This window comes from Acidovorax sacchari, assembly GCF_042847045.1.
Taxonomy (GTDB): Bacteria; Pseudomonadota; Gammaproteobacteria; order Burkholderiales; family Burkholderiaceae_C; genus Paracidovorax; species Paracidovorax sacchari.
This window is the reverse complement of sequence record NZ_AP035783.1, coordinates 1,374,319-1,390,611: the sequence shown is the minus strand read 5'-3', so window position 1 is coordinate 1,390,611 and position 16,293 is coordinate 1,374,319. Positions and strand designations below refer to the sequence as shown.

At 68.8% G+C, this 16,293-nt stretch carries 16 protein-coding genes; 6 read left to right on the top strand and 10 right to left on the bottom strand.

The features are described from left to right. Position 1 precedes the first annotated feature (1 nt). Positions 2-712 carry a class I SAM-dependent methyltransferase gene (locus ACGHC0_RS06230; RefSeq protein ID WP_368354463.1) on the bottom strand — a complete coding sequence of 237 codons (711 nt, stop codon included), beginning with the start codon at positions 710-712 and terminating at the stop codon, positions 2-4. Between ACGHC0_RS06230 and ACGHC0_RS06225 the strand changes: the two genes are divergently transcribed. The 6 genes from ACGHC0_RS06225 to ACGHC0_RS06200 all read left to right on the top strand — a co-directional run bounded on the left by ACGHC0_RS06225 (position 711) and on the right by ACGHC0_RS06200 (position 7,389). Continuing rightward, positions 711-1,757, top strand: a complete 1,047-nt coding sequence (locus ACGHC0_RS06225; protein ID WP_368354462.1) for a glycosyltransferase — start codon at positions 711-713, stop codon at positions 1,755-1,757. The two genes, ACGHC0_RS06230 and ACGHC0_RS06225, sit on opposite strands and share 2 nt — an antisense overlap. Then, on the top strand, positions 1,751-2,671 hold the full coding sequence (locus tag ACGHC0_RS06220) for a glycosyltransferase (protein ID WP_368354461.1): 921 nt from the start codon (positions 1,751-1,753) through the stop codon (positions 2,669-2,671). Before ACGHC0_RS06225 ends, ACGHC0_RS06220 begins: the two co-directional genes overlap by 7 nt. Beyond that, positions 2,668-3,879: a hypothetical protein gene (locus ACGHC0_RS06215; protein ID WP_368354460.1), complete on the top strand. Its 1,212-nt coding sequence runs from the start codon at positions 2,668-2,670 to the stop codon at positions 3,877-3,879. The genes ACGHC0_RS06220 and ACGHC0_RS06215 overlap by 4 nt, the downstream gene beginning before the upstream one ends. 50 nt (positions 3,880-3,929) lie before the next feature. After that, complete coding sequence (gene lysS / locus ACGHC0_RS06210; RefSeq protein WP_415267703.1) at positions 3,930-5,486, top strand: lysine--tRNA ligase; 1,557 nt, start codon at positions 3,930-3,932, stop codon at positions 5,484-5,486. A 58-nt stretch (positions 5,487-5,544) separates the two neighbouring features. Beyond that, a complete protein-coding gene (locus ACGHC0_RS06205) occupies positions 5,545-6,582 on the top strand; it encodes a diguanylate cyclase domain-containing protein (protein WP_368355590.1) in 1,038 nt (345 codons plus the stop codon). 150 nt (positions 6,583-6,732) lie between these two features. Continuing rightward, a complete protein-coding gene (locus tag ACGHC0_RS06200) occupies positions 6,733-7,389 on the top strand; it encodes a mechanosensitive ion channel domain-containing protein (RefSeq protein WP_368355589.1) in 657 nt (218 codons plus the stop codon). A gap of 44 nt (positions 7,390-7,433) precedes the next feature. Here the strand turns inward: ACGHC0_RS06200 and ACGHC0_RS06195 are convergent, their stop codons facing one another. The 9 genes from ACGHC0_RS06195 to lepB all read right to left on the bottom strand — a co-directional run bounded on the left by ACGHC0_RS06195 (position 7,434) and on the right by lepB (position 16,292). Next, positions 7,434-9,446, bottom strand: a complete 2,013-nt coding sequence (locus tag ACGHC0_RS06195; RefSeq protein WP_368354458.1) for a DUF3300 domain-containing protein — start codon at positions 9,444-9,446, stop codon at positions 7,434-7,436. 224 nt (positions 9,447-9,670) lie between these two features. Further along, complete coding sequence (gene nagZ, locus ACGHC0_RS06190; protein ID WP_415267702.1) at positions 9,671-10,810, bottom strand: beta-N-acetylhexosaminidase; 1,140 nt, start codon at positions 10,808-10,810, stop codon at positions 9,671-9,673. Positions 10,811-10,864: 54 nt separating this feature from the next. Then, the gene (gene acpS / locus ACGHC0_RS06185; RefSeq protein ID WP_368354456.1) at positions 10,865-11,305 is read right to left on the bottom strand and encodes a holo-ACP synthase; all 441 of its coding nucleotides are present in this window, start codon (positions 11,303-11,305) and stop codon (positions 10,865-10,867) included. Then, a complete protein-coding gene (locus ACGHC0_RS06180) occupies positions 11,302-12,078 on the bottom strand; it encodes a pyridoxine 5'-phosphate synthase (RefSeq protein ID WP_368354455.1) in 777 nt (258 codons plus the stop codon). The genes acpS and ACGHC0_RS06180 overlap by 4 nt, the downstream gene beginning before the upstream one ends. Continuing rightward, on the bottom strand, positions 12,075-12,857 hold the full coding sequence (recO, locus tag ACGHC0_RS06175; protein WP_415267701.1) for a DNA repair protein RecO: 783 nt from the start codon (positions 12,855-12,857) through the stop codon (positions 12,075-12,077). Before recO ends, ACGHC0_RS06180 begins: the two co-directional genes overlap by 4 nt. Positions 12,858-13,125: 268 nt before the next feature. Continuing rightward, positions 13,126-14,097 (bottom strand): GTPase Era, encoded by a 972-nt coding sequence (gene era, locus ACGHC0_RS06170; RefSeq protein WP_415267700.1) that lies wholly within the window; start codon positions 14,095-14,097, stop codon positions 13,126-13,128. Positions 14,098-14,146: 49 nt separating this feature from the next. Next, complete coding sequence (gene rnc, locus ACGHC0_RS06165; RefSeq protein ID WP_019703684.1) at positions 14,147-14,833, bottom strand: ribonuclease III; 687 nt, start codon at positions 14,831-14,833, stop codon at positions 14,147-14,149. Between the two features lie 25 nt (positions 14,834-14,858). Continuing rightward, positions 14,859-15,260 (bottom strand): DUF4845 domain-containing protein, encoded by a 402-nt coding sequence (locus ACGHC0_RS06160; protein ID WP_368354452.1) that lies wholly within the window; start codon positions 15,258-15,260, stop codon positions 14,859-14,861. A gap of 57 nt (positions 15,261-15,317) precedes the next feature. After that, entirely contained in the window at positions 15,318-16,292 is a 975-nt protein-coding gene (lepB, locus tag ACGHC0_RS06155) for a signal peptidase I (RefSeq protein ID WP_368354451.1), read from the bottom strand. Between the last annotated feature and the right edge of the window lies 1 nt (position 16,293).

Here is a 16,293-nt window from a genome sequence, read left to right as displayed (position 1 = left end):
GTCAGGACATCCCCACCCGCGCGCGTGCGACCAGCACGTCCGCTCCCAGCGGCCGCCGGCGCACGAGGCCCCGCAGCAGGCGCCCCTTGAGGCTGCCTGCCGGACTGACCATGCACCCGCGCAACTCCTCGACACTCAGGCCGGCATCGGCCAGCACCTTGCTCAGGGTGTAGGGCGAGAACCAGGCCCGGTGATCGGTGTTGACGCGCTCGACGCCGCCCAGCATGTTCACCGCATTGCGCAATGCAAGTCCGTTCGGCACGGACACCACGAAATCCGCGGCGGGAAAAATCTGCGCGAGCCGCGCCATGAACGCCGCGGGATCGCCCAGATGCTCGAGCACATCGGGAACCATGACGAGATCCACACCGAGTCCCCGCAGGAAGCCTTCGGAATCCGCGGCGTGGATGTCCAGCGCGTGCACATGCTGGAATCCGAGGAGCCGGGCCGCCTCCACCGCCTGCCGGTTGATATCGATGCCATGGCACTGGCGCGCGCTGCGGCTCAGGCGCGCATGCAGCCAGCCGCCATCGGCCACCCGCGCGGCGATCAGCGGCTGGTGATCGGCAAACCCCACATGCAGAACCGATCGCCCGGCACACCATTGTTCGAGCAGGTCGCCGCGCGCCAGCGAAGCGAAGGCCATCCGGGGCCGATAGCGATAGTCGTCATCGAAGTCTTCGCCCGATAAGTATCCGGAGATTGCATCCATGTCCCGATTATCCCCAGGCACTCGCACACCCCCGCGCATCTGCCTGCTGCACGACGCACCGGAGGCAGGAGGTGTCGCGACGGTCACCCGGACGCTGGTCGAAGGGTTGCGCGCTGCGGGCTGGCCGGTGGACATCCAGCATGCCGCGCCGCAGAGGGGGGCGGCCCTGCTCGCGGCAGCCCGGCGCAGCGATGTGCTGCTCGCCGCGCACAATTTCCGCCCGGCCTACGTGGCCTGGGCCCTGGGCCTCGCGACGCGCAGGCGCTCCGTGGTGTGGGTGCACGGGCCGGTGGATACGGTGCTGGCGCAGGCCCGCGCCGGAGCCGGAAAGCAGGCGTGGCTGCGCTGGCTCTACGGGCGTGTCTCGCATTGCGTGTTCGTCTCCGGAGCATCGCAAGCGGCGTTCCAGCGGTTCATGGGGGGTGGCAGCCGGAGATCTCCCGTGCTGCGCGTCGTGCACAACCCGGCCCCGCCGTCCTCCGCCCCTGCGCAGTCGGCACTGGCCATGGGAAGACACGGCCCCGTACGCATGGGCTACATGGGGCGCCTGTCCGTCGAAAAAAACCCGCAGTTGCTCCTGGAGACCCTGCGCAGGCTGCCTCCCGAATTCCACCTGTCGTTGGCAGGCGACGGGCCTTTGCGCGGCGCCCTGGAAACCGCCTCGAAGGACCTGCAGCAGGCGGGACGGCTTCGATGGCTGGGACATGTGGACGACAGTGCCGGATTTTGCCGCGAACAGGATCTGACCCTGCTCGCTTCGCGCTATGAAGGCTGCCCCATGGCCGCGCTGGAATCGCTGTCGATGGGGGTGCCCTGCGTCGGCGTACCCATACCGGCCCTGCAGGAAATGCTGCAGGACCACGCACCTTACCTGCTCGCGCGCGAGAGCTCGGCGCAGGCCCTGGCCGATGCCGTGCTCGCCACGCTGCGAGTGCCCGCCGCGACCGTGCAGGCGGATCTGCAGCGCATTCTGGAGCAGTACCGGCATGCGGACTTCCTGGCGGGGTGGCAGTCGGTGCTGCGGGAGGCATCCGGACGATGCTGATCCATTTCATCCATTCCGGGCAAGCCTACCTGCCGGAACTGGGGGCGTACTCCGCATTCCTGCAGCAATCCGGACACCAGGCCGTGCTGCACAGCCATCCCGACACGGTACCCGGCGATGCCGAGGTACTGTGGTGGATCTGCGGACTCGTGCCCCCGGCCGACGCCCGGCGCCATTCCGGGGCATTCCACGTGCATGAATACGCGTCGGCATCGGTGCCGCCCTGCGCCTGGCTCAAGGACAGGATCAAGTCATGGCGCCAGCCCACCCCGGATTACCGGATCTTCCAGAACGCCTGGGTGCGCCAACGGCTCGGGTTCAGCGACGGGATTCCGTTCGAATACCGCGACATGGGCGTACCGGCGGCCTTCCTGTCGCACTCCGGCACGCCGCCCGGCACGAATTTCGATTTTGCCTACCTCGGAGACATGCACCGGCTGCGCGGCTTCGCGCCGCTGCTGCAAGCCCTGGCACCGGCCGGACGCACGCTGCTGCTCATAGGGGAGCCGCCCTCTGATCTGCGGGCCGCAATGGGCCGTCTGCCCAACGTGACGATGGTGGGACGCGTGCCGCAGGGCGATGTCCCGGCCCTGCTCGCGCAGGCGCGCTACGGCCTGAACCTGGTGCCGGCATGCCCACCCTACGACCGGCAGACCTCCACCAAGCTGCTCGAATACTGCGCAGTCGGACTGCCCACCGTCTCCACCGACTACCCGTGGGTGCGGGAATTCGAGCGCAGGTCGGGCGCGCGGTTCATCTACCTTCCCGCAAAAGCGACGGTGGCGCGTTATGCGGATCTGCTGGGACCCGGCCTGGACCAGCGGCCCCGCACCGTCCCACCGATGGAGGCGCATGCCTGGAATGCACTGCTGGCCCGCATGCACATATGGCGCCGGTGGCAGGAGCGCGCATGAAACTGCTCGGCACCACGACGCATATCGCAGCCGCGAGCGCCGTCTCGCTCGCAGCCCAGGGGCTCTTCGGCCTGCTCATGCTGCGGCTTTTCCAGCCCCGGGAGGTGGGACTTTTCACGGTGGTGAGCCAGATCGGCTTCTTCTGGATGACGCTCGCACTTGCCCAGAGCCAGCTGCGGTTCCTCGCCAACATCCACCACCCTCCGGGCCTGGCCCTCCGGGAAGCCATGCGCGCCAGCCTGTGGCGCTGGACCCTCCTGCTTCCGATCGCGGCGGCGGCCGTCTGGCTGGCGGACCTGGGACGCCCCGGCGCATGCCTGGCCTGGGCGGCCCTCCTGGCACTGCTGCAGCTGGGCTGGTACATGGCACAGCCGTGGGCCCTGCGCACGGCGTCCGCGCAGTCGGCCGCGCTGGCCCGGTCGGTCCCTCCGCTCGCCGCGCTCGCGGCGGCCGGCAGTGCAGGACTGCTCCTGCCTGGCGCCGGTGCCACGGCGCTCTTCGCGGCGGCGGCTGGCAGTTACGCGATCGGCGCGCTCTGGCTGTTGCGTCCCGCGCGCGATGCACGCACCCTGCCGGCCCCGCCGGAGGGCGCCCGTCGCATGCCAGGAGAAACGCGCCCGTCCCAGCAGGACGACCGGGGCCCGATCCTGCGCATCGCGCACACCGCTGCCGATGCCGCGGCGGGCATGGCGGTTCTCGTCATGTGGCAGCGCTTCCATGGGGCCACGGAGGCAAGCTACCTGGCCGTTCTGCTGCGGCTGCTGGGACTGCTGCCTGCCGTGGTGTACGCCGCGTGGCCCCAGGTGCTGCTTTCACAGGGGCGCGAGCATGCCACGCTGTCGCTGCGAATCGGGCTGTCGGGCGCGGCCTGCACCATGCTGGCGGGCCTGGCCGCCGCCTGGGCGCTCCATGCACGGTGGATTCCATCCGCATGGCAGGGCCTGGAAGGCTATCTGCCGGCGCTGGTGATCTGGCAGGGATGCGCCTGCCTTTTCGCTGCGTACGGCCATTTGCCGTTCCAGCGCGGACTGGCGCGTCCCTTCTCATGGGCCGCCATAGGGTTCAACGTGCTGCAAATGGCCGTCCTGTGTCTTCCGCTCGCATGGCCCGGCATCGATCCGGTGGCGCACATATGGACCCTGGCAGGAACATCTGCTGCCGTTCTGCTGGCCATGGTGCGCTGGATGACGGGCAAAAAACTAAAATAGCGGGTTCAGCCAGTCCACCAGCCGCTACCACGGCGCATACGCTCGTTTCTATGCTCCCCCCCCAGAATCCTTCCGCGCCCACTGCCGCCCCCTCCGACGACAACCAGCTCATCGCCGAGCGCCGCGACAAGCTCAAGTCCCTCCGGGAGGCCCAGGCACAAGGCAAGGGCGTGGCCTTCCCCAATGACTTCAAGCCCGCGCACCATGCGGCCGACCTGCAGGTGCAGTACGCGGAGACCGAGGCAGAAACGCTCGAAGCCAACCCCGTGCCGGTCAGCGTTGCCGGCCGCATGATGCTCAAGCGCGTCATGGGCAAGGCCAGCTTCGCCACCGTGCAGGACGGCTCGCTCGGCGCGACCCATGGCCGCATCCAGCTCTACGTGACGCGCGACGCGATCGGCGAAGAAGCCTATGCCGCGTTCAAGCACTGGGACCTGGGCGACATCGTCGGTGCCGAGGGCACCCTCATGAAGACCAAGACCGGCGAGCTCTCGGTCAAGGTGACGAACCTGCGCCTGCTCACCAAGAGCCTGCGCCCCATGCCCGACAAGTTCCACGGGGTGGCCGACCAGGAAGTGAAGTACCGCCAGCGCTACGTGGACCTGATGACCGACGAGGCGGCCCGCAGGCGCTTCATCGCGCGCAGCAAGGCCGTGAGCGGCATCCGTGAGTTCATGGTGCAGCACGGCTTCCTGGAGGTGGAGACACCCATGCTCCACCCCATTCCCGGCGGCGCCAATGCCAAGCCGTTCGTGACGCACCACAACGCGCTGGAGCAGGAGATGTACCTGCGCATCGCGCCCGAGCTCTACCTCAAGCGCCTGGTGGTCGGCGGCTTCGAGCGCGTGTTCGAGATCAACCGCAACTTCCGCAACGAAGGCATCTCGGTGCGCCACAACCCCGAGTTCACGATGATGGAGTTCTACGCGGCCTACTGGAACTACCGCGACCTGATGGACTTCACCGAACAGCTGGTGCGCGACGCGGCCACGAAGGCGGCGGGCAGCCTGCAGCTCACCTACCAGGGCCGCGCGGTGGACCTGTCGCAACCCTTCGAGCGCCTGACCATCCGCGAGGCCATCCTGCGCCACACCGAGGCCGGCAACGGCGTGGACGATGCCGCGTGGCTGATCGCCGCGCTGCGCAAGCTCGGCCTCTCCGAGGAGAAGGACCGCCTGTCCACCCGCTCGCTCGCAGGACTGCAGGTGCTCTACTTCGAGGAAACGGTGGAAGACAAGCTCTGGCAGCCCACCTTCATCATGGAACACCCGACCGAGATCAGCCCGCTGGCGCGCGCCAACGACACGCGCCCGGAGGTGACGGAGCGCTTCGAGCTCTACATCACGGGCCGCGAGTTCGGCAATGGTTTCTCCGAGCTCAACGACGCGGAAGACCAGGCCGCCCGCTTCCAGTCCCAGGTGGAAGCCAAGGACAGCGGGGACGACGAGGCCATGTATTTCGACCACGATTTCGTCCGCGCCCTCGAATACGGCATGCCTCCCACCGGTGGCTGCGGTATCGGTATCGACCGGCTTATGATGCTGCTGACCGACAGCCCCAGCATCCGCGACGTGATCCTGTTCCCCGCCCTGCGCCGGGAGCATTGAAGCCGCTGCGGCCATGCACCCACCGCCCGGTCCGTAGAGAGGAAGGCCGATGACCGCCATGCCCCCCACTTCTCCCGCCGCCCCAGGCCGGCATGGCGATCCCCTCCCTTCGGCAGGGCCCTTCTCCGTCATGGTCGTCGAAGACCAGGCCTCCGTGCGGGCCGCCCTCGTGGCCGAACTCCGGCATGCGGGAGTGGCCGACGTGATGGAAGCGGCCTCCAGCGATGTGGCACTGCAGCTCTTCAAGCTGCGGCGCCCCGACCTGGTGCTGCTGGACATCCGGCTCTCGGACGAAAAGGACGGCTACTGGGTCGCCCAGCAGATGCGCGAGGCCGAGGCCGGCGGATGGACGCCGATCATCTTCCTGTCTGGCCTGGACAGCGACCTGGATGTCTGGCGCGGCATCGAGGCCGGCGGGGACGACTACCTCGTCAAGCCCGTGAAGCCCATCGTGCTGGTGGCCAAGCTGCGTGCCATGCGGCGCCTGCTGGACATGCGCCGCAGGCTCGTGTCCATGTCCGAGGAACTGCACCTGGCCAACCAGCGCCTCAACGAGATGGTGGAGGTGGACACCCTCACCGGCCTCGTCAACCGGCGCGGCTTCGACCGCATCCTGCACAGCGAGATCCTCGCTGCGCGCCGCGACGGCATGCCGCTCACGCTGATGCTGTGCGACCTCGACCACTTCAAGCGCTTCAACGACGCCGTGGGGCATGTCCAGGGCGACGCCTGCCTGCGCGAAGTGGGCCGGCTGCTGAAGGAGGTATGCGTGCGTCCGCGGGACGTGGCGGCACGGTACGGCGGCGAGGAGTTCGCCCTCATCCTGCCCAACACGCCGCGCTCCGGAGCGATGACCTTCGCGCGCGCGCTCGGCAAGCTCGTGAGCCAGCGTGCCATCGCGCATCCCGACTCGCCGCTGGGTGCGAGCCTGACGGTCTCGGGCGGCATCACCACCTGTGTGCCGGACGACAGCACCAGCGCCGAAGCCATGCTGATGCGGGCGGACGAAGCGCTCTACGCCGCCAAGGCCCAGGGCCGCGCGCGCTTCTTCAGCTTCGAAATGCAGATGGATACCATCGAGCAATTGCGCGGCTGACCCCTGCGCCACGCGCGCTTTCCGCCCAGGCAGCTGCAGGAACGGCCTGCGGAACCCTCGCCGGCAGGGATGCTCCCTCCGTGGGTGAGCCATCCTTCCGTTCTTTCCCAAACCATTTCCCGAACACTGACCGCCTTGCACCCCCTGTCCATGAACCGGATCCGCACCTACCTTCCCGACTGGATGCAGGAATGGCTCGACATCATCGTGCCGGGCTTCCAGATCGTGCTCATCCTGGTGCTGGCCTTGCTGCTGCAGCGAACGCTGCGCCGCCTGCTCGAACGTGCCGGCCGCCACTACCACTGGCCCATCGAGCTCATGGTGCCCATCAACGGCCTGGTGCGCTGGATCATCATGGGCAGCGCCGTGCTGCTGGTGCTGGAACGGCTGGGGGTGTCGGCCACCGTGCTGTGGACGGCATTCACCGGCTTCGCGGCAGTGGGCGCGGTCGCGTTCTTCGCCGCGTGGAGCGTGCTCTCCAACCTGTTCTGCGCCCTGCTGATCTTCACCGTCGGGCCTTTCCGGCTGGGCGACTACATCGAGGTGCTGGACACCGCTGAAAAGCCGGGCGCCAAAGGCCGCGTCGTGGACATCAACCTGCTCTACACCACGCTCGAGGATTTCCACGGCACGCTGGAGGCGCCCGTGCTGCTGCAGATCCCCAACGCACTCATCTTCCAGCGCGTGGTGCGGCGCTGGACCAGCGCGCCGCCCCGGCCGGTGGATGCGGCGCAGACACAGCCCACCGCGCCCGCGCACGCCACGGACCCGGTGGCGCCGGACGCCCCGGCACAGCCATCGGCCTGACGGGAGGGCCCCCGGCCACCCTCCGCTGCCCTCCATTCAGCACCTCAGCCGCCTTCGTGCGGCCTGTGCCCGCCTCCGTGGTGCGGAGACTGCTGCTGCGGCGCGGGCCGGGATTCCCGCATGGCCTCGTGCATGGCCGGCCGCGGTGCAGGCTGCTGCGGCGCATGCATGGCCGCAACCGGCATGCTGCGCGGCTCGGCATGCATGGGCTGCTGCTGCATGTGCGGAGCAGGCGCCGCCATCTGGCGAGGCTGCTGCAGGGCATGGGCCATCGACATATCCGTGGGCATCTGCGGGCGCTGCGACGGAGCCGGCATGGCGGAAGGAGGCGCCCCGAAGGCGGCATGCTGGTTCCGGTTCTCGGGCATGGCGCCATGGGCATGCCCGTTCTCCGGCCGCGGCTGCTGTCCTGCCGGAGCCAGGCCCATGGCGGACGCCATGGCCGGTGCCGCCGGGTTGTTCCGGGGTTCGGCGGCATGTTGCGGTTCGGCGGGACGCTGCAGCTCCGGGGGACGCTGAGGTTCCATGGGACGCGTGCCATGGCCGGCGCGGCTGTCCTGGAACGCCGCGGACAATGGGCGCGGCGCACCGGGCGCGGCCGCTGCCCCCGGCTGGGCGAAAGCGTGCGCAGCGGCGGGCTGGCCCGGCGCCACCGGCATCGGTGCCCCGCCCGGGCCCTGCATGAGGGCCTGGGATGGGTGGAAGCCGCTCCGGTCGCCGGGCAGTGGCGGTGCCTGCATGTGGCGCTGCTCGAACGGCATGGGACGCTGCCCTGCCGCGTGGCTGTCCTGCAGCGCCGCGGCCAGCGACTGGCCGTGCGGCCCGTTCGGGCCCATCGGCGGCGCCATGGCAGCGCGCACGGGTGCGCCCGGCCCGCCGGCGAACCCCATGGCAGGCGTACCCGGCGCAGGCAGGCCCGGCGGCTGGCCCGGGGCATTCACATAGACATTGCGGTTGTTCACCGTGATGCGGTTATGGATGTTCTCGATCACCGTGGGTGAGTTCGACACGTAGGTGGCTCCGCGGTACACCACCGCGGGCCCCCAGGCGGGCGGTGGCGGCGCGGGACCCCAGGCGATCGGCGGCGGAGGCGGAGGCCCCCAGTGCAGATTCCAGTCGTTCCATCCCCAGCCATGGTGGTGGCTGCTGGCCAGCGCGCCCACCAGGACACCGGCACCGAAGGCCAGCGCGCCTACGGCCACGGGGTCCGGCCCCGCGACGACCGCCACGGGTGCAGGCTGCACCGGCACGGCCCAGCGGTAGCTGGGATACACGGGCACCGGCGTGCCATACACCACGGCCGGGTCATAGCGCGGCACGTAAACCGTCTGCACCTCGGCGGGCTCGATGGTGATGACGGTGGGTGGGGGCGCGACCACCGCCGGCCCCTGGTACAGCGCCACGGGCGCCTGGGACGGCGGCAGCGGCGGCGGCAGGGAACGGGCTTCCACCGTCGCCACGCGCAGGCGCGGTGAACTCTTCAGCGTACCGGCATGGGCGGCGCGGGCACGCATGGCCTGGATGGCGTTCATCACGTCGGCAGGATCATGGTAATAGGCCTTGCCCAGGGCAGTCGTCCAGGGCAGGTTGGAAGCCATCTGCTCCAGCACGTTGGGAAACGCCGTCAGGGATTTCACGCTGGGATCCCAGGGCAGGGAATCCACCGCACTCACCAGGGCACTGCCCTTGAGCCCCGGATTCTGGCCGAGCCAGGTTTCAGCGGCAGAGACCTGGTCCGGGTAGGTTGCGCCGGCGAGCACCTGGGCCACGAGCTTGTCGGGATAGAGGGCGATCGGGGCCACCATCTGGTAGAGGACGTCTGCGGATGGCGGCGTGTAGGCCACCGGCACCGCGGCGGGCGCGGATGCGGCGGCAGGCGCGGCGGCCGCGGGCTCCGGAGCGGGCACGCTGGCAGCCGCCTGGGGAGTGGGAGTGGTGACCCGATCGCAGCCGGCCAGCGCACATGCGGCCGCGATGCAGGTGATGGCCGTGCCCAATACGGCTCGGTGGGGCCGGATGGAGACGGCGACGTCAGGGAGAGCAGGATCACGCACCATGGGAAGACCTCCGGCAAGGGCCGCGCCGCCCTCATGGCCGCGGGCACTGCTTGCTGTCCGTAACGCCATGCTTGGGCACGCGTTGACGCCATGTGTAGCCCGATGTGTCCGGCCTGCGGCGATGCCATGGCCCTCCACGGCAGTGTTTTCCCATGCGCCCCGGCTTGTTACGAAAAACAAGCCGCGCGCGGGGCGCGAATCACTTGGTTACAAACAATCTGGCGTCAAGGCAGGCAGTCCAGCGCCCGCAGGTAATCCGGCTCCAGCATGAGTTCGTCCCAGGGATGGGGCAGCGTCTGTGGAAGCAGGGCGAGCCGGCGGGCCTCGCTGTCCGGGCTGGGATGCCAGCGCCCTTCGCCGCGTGCACGCTCCAGCGCATCGAGCACGTCGTCAAGCGCTCTGCCCTGCTCGCGTCCCTCGCCCACCAGGCTCTGGTTGCACAACAGCACGAGATCGCAGCCGGCATCGAGCGCCGCGAGCGTGGCGGTCGCGAAGTCCACCGCATCGCCATCGATGCGGCGGGCGCCTTCCATGCTGAGATCGTCGCTGAACACCGCTCCGCTGAACCGCAGGCGCTGGCGCAGGACGTCCTGCAACCACCGGCGCGAAAACCCCGCCGGAAGCCGGTCCACACGCGGATAGATGACATGCGCCGGCATCACGCCGGTCAGCGTGTTCGACAGCCAGGCATACGGCGCGGCGTCATCGGCCAGGATCGCGCCCAGGGTACGCCGGTCCACGGGTATGTCGGTATGGGAGTCGGCCGCGACGAAGCCGTGTCCCGGGAAATGCTTGCCGCAGTGCGCCATGCCTGCCTTGAGCATGCCGTGCGCCACGCTTTTGGCCAGCATCGCCACCACGCGCGGGTCCCGGTGGAAGGCCCGGTCGCCGATCACGCTGCTCGCCGAGGCGCTGCCTGCGGCCCCGTCCCCGCCAGACGGCCAATCCAGATCCAGCACCGGTGCGAACGAGAAATCCACGCCGCAGGCGCGCAACTCGCTGGCCAGCACGTAGCCGACGGCGCTGGCGGCATCCATCGCGCGCATCGCGCCGCCACCCGGGCCCTGGCGGCCGTCGTCCATCCACAGGGCGCCCAGTGCACGCATCGGCGGCAGGTGGGTGAAACCGTCGGTGCGGAAGCGCTGCACCCGGCCCCCCTCGTGGTCCACGCAGATGAGCAGGTCGTCCCGCACGGCCTTGATCGAGGCCGTGAGCCCCAGCATCTGCGCGCGGCTTTCCCAGTTCCGGGCGAAGAGGATGATGCCCCCGGTGAGCGGATGGGCCAGGCGCCTGCGGTCGGCCGCAGTGAGCGCCGTGCCGGCGATGTCGAGGATGACGGGTGCGTGTTCGATGTGGGCAGTCATGCAGGAAACGGAAGTACGTGCGCAAAAAGAAACGAGGGACGGGAGCAATGCGGCTCAGGCCGGAGGGGGTTGCGCGGCATCCGGGCGGGCGCCCTCGCCCGGATCCCCCCGCTCCACCACGCAGAAGCTCGCCGCATAGTCGCTCTCGTCGGTGACGCTCAGGTGGCAGCGCAGCCCCTGCGACTCGAACCAGGCCTTGAGCGCACCGTGCAGCACGATGACGGGCTGGCCGCTGGGCAGCTTGGCCACCTCGCAGTCGCGCCAGGTCATGGGCATGCGCATGCCCATGCCGATCGCCTTGCTGAAAGCCTCCTTGGCGGAAAAGCGCGTGGCCAGATAGCGCACGCCGCGCTCGGGCCAGCGCGCGCTGCGTTCGCGCCAGGTGTCCAGTTCGCCGGCCGCGAGCACCTTTTCGGCGAAACGGTCCCCATGCCGCTCCAGGCTCGCCCGGATGCGGCGGACATCGCAGATATCGGTGCCGATGCCGTAGATCATGCGCCGGCCTGCCTCTGCGCCATGCCGGCATCGATGCAGCGCTGGTAGGCCTGCACGGTGGCGGCGTAGCCCAGTTCCAGTGCATCCGCGACGAAGGCATGCCCGATCGACACCTCCATCAGGCCCGGCACGCGCGCCACGAAGGCCGCGAGATTGTCCCGGTTGAGATCATGCCCGGCGTTCACGCCCAGCCCGGCATCCAGCGCCGCCCGGGCCGCTTCCGCGTAGCGCACGAGCTGTGCCTCCTGCGCAGGCGTGCCCCAGGCCGCGGCATAGGGTTCGGTGTAGAGCTCCACCCGGTCGGCACCCACGGCACGCGCGGCAGCCATCTGCGCCGGCTCCGCATCCATGAACAGGCTCACGCGCACGCCCAGCCCGCGGCATTCGGCCACCAGGGGCGCCAGGCGCTCGGCGTCCTGCGGAAAGCTCCAGCCGTGGTCGCTGGTGAACTGGTCCTCGCCGTCCGGGACGAAGGTGGCCTGGTGCGGCCGCACGGCCCGGATGAACTCCATGAGGTTCTGCGACGGATTGCCCTCGATGTTGAACTCGCGGTCCGGCCACTGGCGCAGGAGCGCAGCCAGCGCGGGCACGTCGCCCGCGCGGACGTGGCGCCCGTCCGGGCGCGGATGGATGGTGATGCCCTGCGCGCCCGCCTCCAGGCACAGCAGCGCGGCGCGCTCCACGCTGGGAATGCCCAGGTGGCGCGTATTGCGCACCAGGGCCACCTTGTTGACGTTCACCGACAGGGCAGTACGCACGGAATGCTGGGTCATAGGGATTGGAGATCGATCATGAGCTGCCGCGTCCGCAGCAGGGGACTGCCGCAATGGTATTGCAGCAGGGCACGCAGCTGCGGCTTGAGATCCGCGGCCGGAGAAGCGCTGGCGGCAATCCCCGCCACGATCGCACGCAACGTGGCCGTGTAGGGCTGGGCGTCGCCCAGCGAACGCTCCAGCTGGCGCCACTGCGCACCGCCGAGCGTGCTGCGGTCCGACGGAAGGGCCGGCCGCAGGCCGGCCTCCGGCACCAGCGCATAACGGGCCGCCGCAGCCAGCGGAGCTAGCGTGGACGTTTCCACATCCAGCGCGGGCAGCAGCCCGATCTCGCGCAGCAGCAGCAACTCGAAGCTGCGCAGCACGGGCTCCAGCGCGTCGCCATGCTCGCTCGCCAGCACCCGCACCACGCCGGCGTAGGCATCGAACAGCGCGGCATGCGTATCCTCGCGCGCCAGAAGCCGCATCAGCAATTCATTGAGGTACAGGCCCGAAAGCAGCGCGTCGCCCGTCGGCATGACGTGTCCGCCCACCCACTCGGCCCCCTTGAGCCCATGCACCTCCTCCCGCCCCTCGCCGTTCAGCGTATAGGTGACGCGCAAAGGCTGCAGCGGCAGCAGCACGGGCCGGAAATTGGACGTCGGCTTCTTCGCCCCCCTGGCCACCAGCGCCACCCGCCCATGGTGGCGCGTGAACACATCCAGGATCAGGCTGGACTCGCTCCAGTCGTAGCGGTGCAGCACATAGGCGGGTTCGTCGGAAATGCGGCGTGCGGCCATGGAGGGCGACTATTTCTGCGAAGGGTCCGCGAATGCGGAGAGACGGGGCAGACTTCCATGCGGAAGGTCGTGATGCCGATCAACGCACATCCATGGCCCTCCGGCAAGGGCCACGGCGCATGAAACCGGCGCGGCCCACATCCTTCAGAAGGCCGCGGAGCAGGCCACGCCAGCAGACGCCGCGGAACCGGCTTCGCCGGGCCGCTGGCGTCGTCCCCCCTCCCGCAGGAGAGGGGGGCAGGCGCGCAGCGCCTCAGGGGGGTGTTCGTCACTCATACCCGAAGGACCGCACCCGGGCCTCGTCGTCCGCCCAGCCGGAACGCACCTTGACCCAGACCTCCAGGAACACCTTGGCGCCCAGCAGCTTCTCGAGTTCCATGCGGGCGTCGGTGCTGATTCGCTTGAGGCGCTCGCCCTTTTCGCCGATCACCATGGCCTTGTGGCCATCGCGCTCCACGACGATCGTCGCCGCGACGCGGACGAAGCGCTTGTGCGTCTTGCTGGGCTCTTCCTCGAACTTGTCGATCACCACGGTGGAGGTGTAGGGCAGCTCGTCGCCGGTGAAGCGGAACAGCTTCTCGCGCACGGTCTCGCTCGCGAGGAATTTCTCACTGCGGTCCGTCAGCTCATCCTCGGCATACCACCAGGGCTGCTCGGGCAGGTACTTCTCGCAGATCCCGAAGAGGCGCTCGATGTCGCCCTTGTTCTTGGCCGACATCGGCACGAACTCCGCGAACGGATGCCGCTCCTGCATGCCCTTGAGCCACGGGGCGATCTCCGCACGGCGGTGCACGGTATCGAGCTTGTTGGCGATGAGCAGCGTGGGGATGCCGGGCTTGAACAGCGACAGCACCTTGGCGTCGGCCAGCGTGAAGCTGCCGGCCTCGACCACGAAGAGGATGAGATCCACGTCGCCGATCGCGCCCATCACCGTCTTGTTGAGCGACTTGTTGAGCGCCGTGCTGTGCTTGGTCTGGAAGCCCGGCGTATCGACGAACACGAACTGCGTCGCGCCCTGGGTGCGGATGCCGGTGATGCGGTGGCGGGTGGTCTGCGCCTTGCGCGAGGTGATGCTGATCTTCTGGCCCACCAGCGCGTTCATGAGGGTGGACTTGCCGACATTGGGCTTGCCCACGATGGCGATGAGCCCGCAGCGTTGCGGGCCCAGGGCCGCCGGGGTCTCCTGCGCACCGGAACCTGCACCCGGCGCGGCCGCGCCGGGGCGTGCCGCCGCCAGCATGGCCTCCAGGTCGTCCTGGGGTGCGCCGGGAGCGGGGGGGGAGAGGAGTTCATGGGTGTTTCGCTTTCAGGGTGGCCAGCATGGCGGCGGCGGCAGCCTGTTCGCCCGCCCTCCGCGATCCGCCGATGCCGCGCTCGGTCAGGCCCAGTTCCGGGATATCGCATTCCACGTCGAAGGTCTGCCGGTGGGCGGCCCCCACGGTGGCGACCACGCGGTACTGCGGCAGTTTCATTTTGCGGCCCTGCAGCCACTCCTGCAATGCGGTCTTGGCATCCTTCTCGGCCGCCTGCATGCGTGGATTGATCTCCACGTCCTGGTAGAGCCGATGCACCAGTGCCTCTGCGCACTGGTAGCCGGCATCCAGGTAGACGGCCCCGATCAGGGCTTCCAGGGCATCGGCCAGGATGGACGGGCGCTGCTTGCCGCCGGACTTCGTCTCGCCTTCGCCCAGGCGCAGCACCTGCGGCAGCTGCAGGCCCAGGGCCAGGCCGTGCAGGGCTTCCTGGCGCACCAGGTTGGCCCGCACCCGGGAGAGATCGCCTTCCGGCAGGTCGCGCAGGCGCTGGTAGAGCAGGCTCGATACGGCCAGATTCAGCACCGAATCGCCGAGAAACTCCAGGCGTTCGTTGTGGTCGGCCGAGAAGCTGCGGTGCGTGATGGCCCGCTGCAGCAGGGATGGATCGGAGAAGGCATGCTGCAGGCGGTCCTGCAGCGCGGAAAGGCTGGGTGAAACCAAAACGGAGAAGGAAGGTAGAAAAGGATCAGTTGGTCTGCTCGTGGAAGCGGTACACGAGGTAGGCAGGGCCGACGAGCGCGATCTCTCGCGAGTAGCTGAAGGACACCACGATCTTGTCGTTGCGCTTCGTCACTTCGAGGTCCTTGCCGCTGATGGAGCTGATGTTGTCGATGGTGGCTGCCCGGTCGAAGGAGGCCCGCACCTCCGGCACCGTGGATGCCTCGCGCGCTGCCTTGGCGGCCGCCTTGCGGATGGCCTGGTACTCCAGGAAGATGGGCACGGACTGGCCGCCGACGGCGAATACCGCCACCGCGAACACGGCGAGGAACACCAGGCCGATGAAGGACAGGCCGCGCTGGCGGGATCGCCGGACCGCCCGCGGGGTGTTCGATGCGGAGCGAGGCAGGTGGTGCTGATGCAGACCCATGGTCCGGACCCTCTTCTTAGGTATGTATTGGGGAGCGCCGCGGCCCGCGGCAAGCCGCTACTGGAAACCGCCGATGCGCTTCAGGTTGCTGAAATTCATCCACACGAAAAAGGCCTTGCCGACGATGTTCGCGTCGGGCACGAAGCCCCAATAGCGTGAATCGAGCGAATTATCGCGGTTGTCGCCCATCATGAAATAGTGGCCCTCGGGCACCTTGCACACCACCCCTTCCACGCTGTAGCGGCAATTCTCGCGGAAGGCATAGTCGCTGGCCCCCTGGATGAATGCCGGCACGTCCGGGTTGTTGATCATGCGGTGCGGCTTGGCGCCCAGGTGCTCGTCGTACTGCTTGAAGTAGCGCATCGTGTCCTCGTCGAGGAAATCGGGCAGCGCCGTGGTCTCGACCGGCTTGCCGTTCACCGTGAGCCGCTTGTTCAGGTAGGCGATCTCGTCGCCCGGCACGCCGACCACGCGCTTGATGTAGTCCATGCTGGGCTGCGGCGGATAGCGGAACACCATCACGTCGCCCCGCTGGGGCGGCGTGCCCTGCGTGATCTTCTTGTTGATCACCGGCAGCCGGATGCCGTAGGTGAACTTGTTCACGAGGATCAGGTCGCCCACCAGCAGGGTCGGGATCATCGATCCGGAGGGAATCTTGAACGGCTCGAAGAGGAACGAGCGCAGCACGAAGACGATGGCGATCACCGGGAAGAGCCCCGCCGTCCAGTCCAGCCACCACGGCTGCATCAGGATGCGGTCCTTCGCCTCCTGCACGTCGCCGTCCACCTTGGCGATGCCCATGCGGTCCAGCTCGGCGCGCCGCTGCACGGCTGCCTCCTCGATAGCCTGGGCCGCACGGCGGCGCCGTGGCAGGAAGATGAAGCGCTCGGCCAGCCAGTAGGCGCCGGTCACCACCGTCGCCAGCAGCAGCAGCAGCGCGAAATTGCCTTCGATGGCGCCCACGTACCAGGCGCCCACGTAACCCACGAAGGCCGCCAGGATCGCGGCGGTCACATATTGCATGGCTTGCATC

Bases quoted from the DNA above. Each gene is read 5' to 3' on its own strand.
- lepB (WP_368354451.1), bottom strand. From the start codon at position 16,292: ATGCAAGCCATGCAATATGTGACCGCCGCGATCCTGGCGGCCTTCGTG.
- ACGHC0_RS06225 (WP_368354462.1), top strand. From the start codon at position 711: ATGTCCCGATTATCCCCAGGCACTCGCACACCCCCGCGCATCTGCCTG.
- era (WP_415267700.1), bottom strand. From the start codon at position 14,097: ATGCTGGCGGCGGCACGCCCCGGCGCGGCCGCGCCGGGTGCAGGTTCC.
- ACGHC0_RS06205 (WP_368355590.1), top strand. From the start codon at position 5,545: ATGCCCCCCACTTCTCCCGCCGCCCCAGGCCGGCATGGCGATCCCCTC.
- ACGHC0_RS06200 (WP_368355589.1), top strand. From the start codon at position 6,733: ATGAACCGGATCCGCACCTACCTTCCCGACTGGATGCAGGAATGGCTC.
- lysS (WP_415267703.1), top strand. From the start codon at position 3,930: ATGCTCCCCCCCCAGAATCCTTCCGCGCCCACTGCCGCCCCCTCCGAC.
- ACGHC0_RS06180 (WP_368354455.1), bottom strand. From the start codon at position 12,078: ATGACCCAGCATTCCGTGCGTACTGCCCTGTCGGTGAACGTCAACAAG.
- ACGHC0_RS06215 (WP_368354460.1), top strand. From the start codon at position 2,668: ATGAAACTGCTCGGCACCACGACGCATATCGCAGCCGCGAGCGCCGTC.
- recO (WP_415267701.1), bottom strand. From the start codon at position 12,857: ATGGCCGCACGCCGCATTTCCGACGAACCCGCCTATGTGCTGCACCGC.
- ACGHC0_RS06160 (WP_368354452.1), bottom strand. From the start codon at position 15,260: ATGGGTCTGCATCAGCACCACCTGCCTCGCTCCGCATCGAACACCCCG.
- nagZ (WP_415267702.1), bottom strand. From the start codon at position 10,810: ATGACTGCCCACATCGAACACGCACCCGTCATCCTCGACATCGCCGGC.
- ACGHC0_RS06220 (WP_368354461.1), top strand. From the start codon at position 1,751: ATGCTGATCCATTTCATCCATTCCGGGCAAGCCTACCTGCCGGAACTG.
- acpS (WP_368354456.1), bottom strand. From the start codon at position 11,305: ATGATCTACGGCATCGGCACCGATATCTGCGATGTCCGCCGCATCCGG.
- ACGHC0_RS06195 (WP_368354458.1), bottom strand. From the start codon at position 9,446: ATGGTGCGTGATCCTGCTCTCCCTGACGTCGCCGTCTCCATCCGGCCC.
- ACGHC0_RS06230 (WP_368354463.1), bottom strand. From the start codon at position 712: ATGGATGCAATCTCCGGATACTTATCGGGCGAAGACTTCGATGACGAC.